The organism is Proteus faecis (assembly GCF_030286765.1).
In the GTDB taxonomy this organism is placed as follows: Bacteria; Pseudomonadota; Gammaproteobacteria; order Enterobacterales; family Enterobacteriaceae; genus Proteus; species Proteus faecis.
The window spans coordinates 343,531-349,530 of record NZ_JASVWV010000002.1 but is presented as its reverse complement, the minus strand read 5'-3'; the positions used below and the strand labels follow the sequence as shown (position 1 = coordinate 349,530).

The window sequence follows — 6,000 nt, the reverse complement described above, 5'->3', positions numbered from 1 at the left end:
GGCATACTGGAATTACAAGCGGCGGGACTCGTCGTTTCTGCCCATGGAGGCCAGCGTAAATCCGTCACACAGACGGTTGCGGTCTAAGAAGTGGGAAGCCTCGCCCGACAGGGCGGGGAGCAGTCACCGGTGAGTGCATCTTAGATAATGTACATTTAGCCACTCTTATAATTTATTGGCCTTTATTTTACTTTCCAAATACCCCAAGATTAATTAACAAATATTAAAATCGAACAAACAATTGTTAACGGAAAATAAAGAATATCTTTGATTTTTTATTACGTTACGTCCAGATTTATAAAGTTGGATTAAAGTTAAATACTCAGCACTCTTAGATAAAAAAAGAGAGGAAATCTCTTTTTTTCAATAAAAATAATGTGTTAAAAATCAATGCAAACCTCTTTATCTCCCTTTACTTAGTTTAATGGCTAAAGTTCTGCCACTAGTTACCGATACTGTTTGTTCTTCAATAAGTTATCAATACTTATTAATTATTATTTATCCAGGGTTAAGCATGTTCTTTAAAAACTTTAAAATTCGTACAAAATTAACCATCGCATTTACAATTTTTGTGATGTTAATTATGTTGGGTTCCAGTTTCGCACTAATGGGTTTAAATAGTGCGAATCAAGATATTCATGATGTCGTTGATGATATCTATCCAACCACAGTCAAAGCCAATTTACTGATTAATAATTTCAATGAGTTTATTATATTTCAGCAACTCACTATGCTTGATGAGCAAGGAAGTTTAGCGAGTGAACAAGAGAGCAAGAAAGCAGAGATCACCGCTAAAGTTGCGCAATTGCTGAAAGAGTTAGACGAATCCACACACGATGCTGAGTCAAAAAAAATCTTAGCTGAGGTTTATGACATTCGTCAGCAATATATAACTTCTCAAAACTTTGTAGTAAAGGCATTTAATGAAAATAACAGACACGCTGCAGTCAATGAACTGATCACAAAAACCTCCGCTATCCAATTAAAATATCGCGACAAAATATTAGAGTTTATCGAATTACAAAATCAAAAAATGGAAGAGGCAGGTGACGCTGTTGAACATGATTTTATTGAGAAAAGAATATTTTTAATATTATTAACTCTTGTCAGTATTATTGTGGGTAGCATTTTAGGATGGTTTATTACTAGAGGCATTACTCTCCCATTAGAAAAGGCAATAAATTTTGCAAAAGCCATCGCAAATGGTGATTTAACACAAGAAGTGAATACTGATTATCATGATGAAGTAGGGATACTATTACAAGCCCTTGCTGAAATGAAAATGCGCCTATTAGAGGTTGTGCAAAATGTACAAAACGGTGCTGAAAATATTTCCTCGGCAGCAGAGCAAATTACTGCGGGTAGCCAAAATTTAGCGGCAAGAACAGAAGAACAAGCAACATCAGTAGAAGAAACCGCAAGCTCAATGGAGCAAATGACGTCAACCGTTAAAAACACAACAGATCATACTCATAATGCAATTAATGTTGCTGAAAAAACTGAAGTCGCTGTACACCATAATGGCAAAATGATGCTTCAGCTAACTGAAAAAATGAGAGCAATTAATAGCTCATCATCTCAAATGACCGATATTATTAACTTAATTGATGCCATTGCATTCCAAACTAATATTCTTGCACTAAATGCTGCTGTTGAAGCTGCTAGAGCAGGTGAACATGGTAAGGGTTTTGCAGTTGTTGCTGGTGAGGTCAGACTACTGGCACAAAAGAGCGCAGATTCCGCTAATGATATACGTGCTCTTATTGATAACTCATCAACTCAAACACAAGAAGGAATGGAATTAGTTGAGCAAGCCGACTCACAAATCCAAAAAATGATCACCGATGTTGAAGAAATCAGCGCATTATTACGAGAAATTGGGCAGGCAAGTAATGAGCAAAGCGATGGTATATCACAAATCAATAATGCTATAAGTCAGCTTGATTCGACAACGCAACAGAATGCAGGATTAGTTGAAGAATCTGTCGCTGCCGCAAATTCTCTTAACGACCAAGCCTTAAATCTAACTAAACTTGTTAATTACTTTCAGATTAAGTGCATCTAATTCGTTATTGTATTTGATAGTGTTGTTCAAGGTCACTCAGTGAAAATTGTCGTGACCTTGAAAACATATTTAGATGAAAGAATAACCGCTTATATCAACCAAAAACGTGAGTTAAATGTGCTTTATATTCAGCAATATCATTATCAACTTTTGGCTCTTTAATAACGTCATTAACCATAAAAGTTGGTAATTGAGATAACCCTAAAAATTGTTGTGATTTGTGAAAAGCAAAATAAACACCATCAACACCTCTACCATCAAAGAAATTGCCAAATTCATTAAAGGCTTCAACAGGAGCGTTCCACGTTACGGAGAGCATGTATTTTTTACCTTGTAATAGCCCACCTGTACCGTATTGCTTTTTAGGATCACGACGAGTACGACCATCATTCTCATATAACTTGCCATGACCAAATGTATACACATCATCCATATATTTTTTTACTTTCCATGGCATCATCATCCACCAGCCAGGCATTTGATAAATAATAGTGTCAGCCCATAGAAATTTATCTATTTCATCATCAATATCATAGCCTTCTTCTATTTGAGTCTCTTTAACACGATGACCTAATGTGACTAAATGTTCAGTAGCAACATCATGCAATGTGCGGTTTAATTGACCGGCAGAATGACCAAAGTTTTGACCACCATTAATCAGTAAAATGTTCATGTTAACTCCTAAATTTTTTCTTGCGATACGTCTAATGGAGTTAATCTAACAGGAAACAAATAAGTTCGCACACGACAATAAAAACCAAAAACAAATAAAAAGCAGAGTTATAATCTTTATTTAAACTCAAAATAAGCTACATAAAACATAAAAAACCACAAATAATCACTTTTACGATTAGGTGTATTAATTATAACGATTATTGCTTTTTAGGCAAAAGTCTATTGTTTCTCAGACTATTTTTTTAAATGACTGGCTGTTATAACATTAATAGGACGACCTTCTAGCCAGATAGGATTGTATTACTATTTATTACCTTAAGATAAGTTGTAAGAAATTAAGCACATCAATGTGCTAAAAGTTACAGCTTTAATGTGTCTGATAGATATTGAGTTAAACTATCAATAAAAACGCGAATGCGCTGGCTCACTACGCGATCACTATAATAAACAGCATGAAAAGGTAATGGTATAGATTGTATTTTATCGCTAAATAGCTCAACTAGTTTGCCTTCTTGAATATCTTTATTCACCATAAAATCAGATAAACAAGCAATTCCTTCACCACTCATACATAGTTGCCTTAATGTTTCGCCACTGTTTGCAGATATCCCTTCCGTTACCGTAATGAATACATTTTTTTCGATTTCTAAAGGCCATGTATTTAATGAAACTGGCTCAGTAAATGTTAAACAAGTATGCTCACTCAACATTTGCGCTGTTGTCGGAAATCCTTTTCGCTCAATATATTTTGGCGAAGCAATAATTTTACGATGGCTATTAAATAAAGGACGAGCACGTAAACTTGAATCAGTTAAATGACCGACTCGTATAGCCACATCCACTTTACGCTCAATTAAATTAACAAAGGTTTCAGAAGAGACTAATGACAAAATAATATCAGGATATTGTTGGCGAAAAACAGAAATAAAAGGGATCAAAAGATGCAATACCACAGGTGTAGCAGCGTCAATACGCAATAAGCCTTTAGGGGAACGTTGTGTACCATATAACTCATTTTCAGCAGCTTGCATCTCTTGCAATATCACTTTCATCCGCTGAAAATAAAGTTCACCTTCTGCAGTAAGATCAATTTGGCGAGTTGTTCTATTCAGCAAATTAACGCCTAATTTATCTTCTAATTTTTTTACAGTACGACTTACCGCTGAATTAGCGAGATTCAGTTTATCTGCAGCTTTTGTAAAACTTTTATGCTCAACAACTTCAACAAATACTCTCGCTTCTTCTGATGTTGCTTTCATATCATAAACCTCGGTAGTATTAAGTAACGTACTGAAATTTAAGAATACGAGTATCTTTTTATTATTGCAATTAAGTTAATAATAGAGAGGTATAGTGAGTTATTAGCCATAACCCACTATAAGCAATGTATATATCCCAAAAAATAAGCAGATAACCCTTAATGAGATACCTGCTTAACTCACTCACTGTGGAAAAAATAGCATTAAGCTAATTTCTCAATAAATTTAATCTCTAGTGAATCAGTTTTATCCTTTAAATTTTCGATAAATGCTTTCATATGTGCCGTTTCATTATGTTTATCAATGGCACTTTGGTTTTCCCATATTTCAAAGAAAATAAAGGTTCTTGGTTGAGTCGTATCCTTATGAAGTTCATACTGGATACAACCTTCGTCTTGATGACTTGGCTTTATCATCGCCCGACAAGCAGACAATACATCACTCTCATGATTTTCTTTTGCCACAATAGTGGCTATTAATCTGATATTGTTCATATAAAAATCCTATCGCTCGGCTATGAGATTGTTAAGTACATTGCTTCATAAACTCAAATTACTCTAACACAATTCTTATCTCATTCTTCATTCCAATTCTTCACATTTAAGCAAAAGTATTTTGCAGTGGAGCAACTGGATTTGCCTCAAGGAAATGGTGATTAACCGTTATCTCTAAGTAAAATTTTTCAATCAAAGTGGTAAACAAATAATCCCTACTCTGTCACGGGTGTGATTGCCATAGCTTCTATAATGGCATTCGATTTATACATTAATGCGCATTCACCCCAATGAAAAAAACAACCTAGTTCACACTTTTGTTCTTTTTTTTATGTGTAACAACATCGCCAATGAAATGTAAACAATTTTACCAATATCAGACAAACTGTTTGTATTTGCAAAGTTATTTTGACGGTGATGGATAGCGTCAAATGTTAAATCCTAAAACATCGCTAACATAATCACTGGTCTCTGTTATCAAAATAGGGCTATTTAATGATGAGAATAATCTTTTCACTATTAATACTTCCATAATAATCTCAAGATAATGTCACTTATTGTAAGAGAAGCTTATAGCGCTAAAAAATATCCTTCCCCCCCTCTCTCATGCTAAAGAAAACATTTCGCGAGAAATTATTACGTAGTTAAAACAAGAATAATTATCTGCAAACTTACTTTTCAATCATTTTTTTACTTTCAATATTTGTATGACAATTTTCTGGGTAAAATGAATATCTCATCTAAAAATGAGATATTACATCAAAAATATTTCATATCTTATCTTTGCTCTATAACAGTTAACTTAAACACTTCAAATAATGTATAGAAAAACGATTAAATAAATATTTTTCTCTTATTATATAGGATTTTTTTTATGCTTTTTCAGTCATAAAAAATAAGAAAAATAAACTTTTTACTTTTGCCAATACGATCAAGATCACTTTAAACATATCTTTAACTGAAAACAATTAGGAAGAACCATTCTCATTTTATATTTATTTCACTCTTCAACCCTCCATTATCTTCATGATTTGTATTACAATTAAACCCAACATCAAAACCAGTGGTTGCGCGCGTTAAGAGACAAAAAGAAGTCAATCATTGATGAGGAAATCATATTAACATCGACTTAAACAGTTAATATGAAAATATTATTTTTGTATAATTAACATTGTTAAATTTAAAAAAAAAGAAAAAACAAACCATAATAAATTATATTCTTACAATAAAACAAAAATTTCTATAATTAGAATAAAAAAACATCGTAATTTAAAAATAAAAAACAACAAAAAAAACAAACAAGAAATAAAAACAATGTAAAGAAAATAATCAATATAAAAAAACAAAATAAAAAAATAAAAACAAAAAAAAAAAAATAAGAAACCAAAAAAATAAATACAACAATAAAAGCAACCATTGAAAAATAAAATTAACGAAAATTTAAATAATAAAAAAATAAAAACTCATAATAATAAAAAATTAAAATATATAACATTAAAGCTATTTG

Annotated in this window: 4 protein-coding genes and 1 pseudogene; 2 read left to right on the top strand and 3 right to left on the bottom strand. The window is 32.4% G+C overall.

Features of this window, described 5'->3' with window-relative positions:
- Window positions 1-87 (top strand): annotated as a pseudogene (locus QSH13_RS05595) (RNA-guided endonuclease InsQ/TnpB family protein); the annotation flags it as partial.
- Window positions 88-514: 427 nt separating this feature from the next.
- Window positions 515-2,065 carry a methyl-accepting chemotaxis protein gene (locus QSH13_RS05590; protein WP_286038912.1) on the top strand — a complete coding sequence of 517 codons (1,551 nt, stop codon included), beginning with the start codon at window positions 515-517 and terminating at the stop codon, window positions 2,063-2,065.
- A gap of 94 nt (window positions 2,066-2,159) precedes the next feature.
- Here QSH13_RS05590 and QSH13_RS05585 read toward each other — a convergent pair whose 3' ends face one another.
- From QSH13_RS05585 to QSH13_RS05575, 3 genes are all read right to left on the bottom strand, one after another.
- Window positions 2,160-2,738, bottom strand: coding sequence for an NAD(P)H-dependent oxidoreductase (locus QSH13_RS05585; protein WP_109396833.1), 579 nt, complete (start codon window positions 2,736-2,738; stop codon window positions 2,160-2,162).
- A 361-nt stretch (window positions 2,739-3,099) separates the two neighbouring features.
- A complete protein-coding gene (gene yafC / locus QSH13_RS05580) occupies window positions 3,100-3,999 on the bottom strand; it encodes a DNA-binding transcriptional regulator YafC (RefSeq protein ID WP_286038911.1) in 900 nt (299 codons plus the stop codon).
- 203 nt (window positions 4,000-4,202) lie between these two features.
- Window positions 4,203-4,493, bottom strand: coding sequence for a putative quinol monooxygenase (locus QSH13_RS05575; RefSeq protein WP_109396835.1), 291 nt, complete (start codon window positions 4,491-4,493; stop codon window positions 4,203-4,205).
- Window positions 4,494-6,000 lie beyond the last annotated feature (1,507 nt).

Coding starts and splice junctions, on each gene's coding strand:
- QSH13_RS05590 (WP_286038912.1), top strand. CDS start 515: ATGTTCTTTAAAAACTTTAAAATTCGTACAAAATTAACCATCGCATTT.
- QSH13_RS05585 (WP_109396833.1), bottom strand. CDS start 2,738: ATGAACATTTTACTGATTAATGGTGGTCAAAACTTTGGTCATTCTGCC.
- yafC (WP_286038911.1), bottom strand. CDS start 3,999: ATGAAAGCAACATCAGAAGAAGCGAGAGTATTTGTTGAAGTTGTTGAG.
- QSH13_RS05575 (WP_109396835.1), bottom strand. CDS start 4,493: ATGAACAATATCAGATTAATAGCCACTATTGTGGCAAAAGAAAATCAT.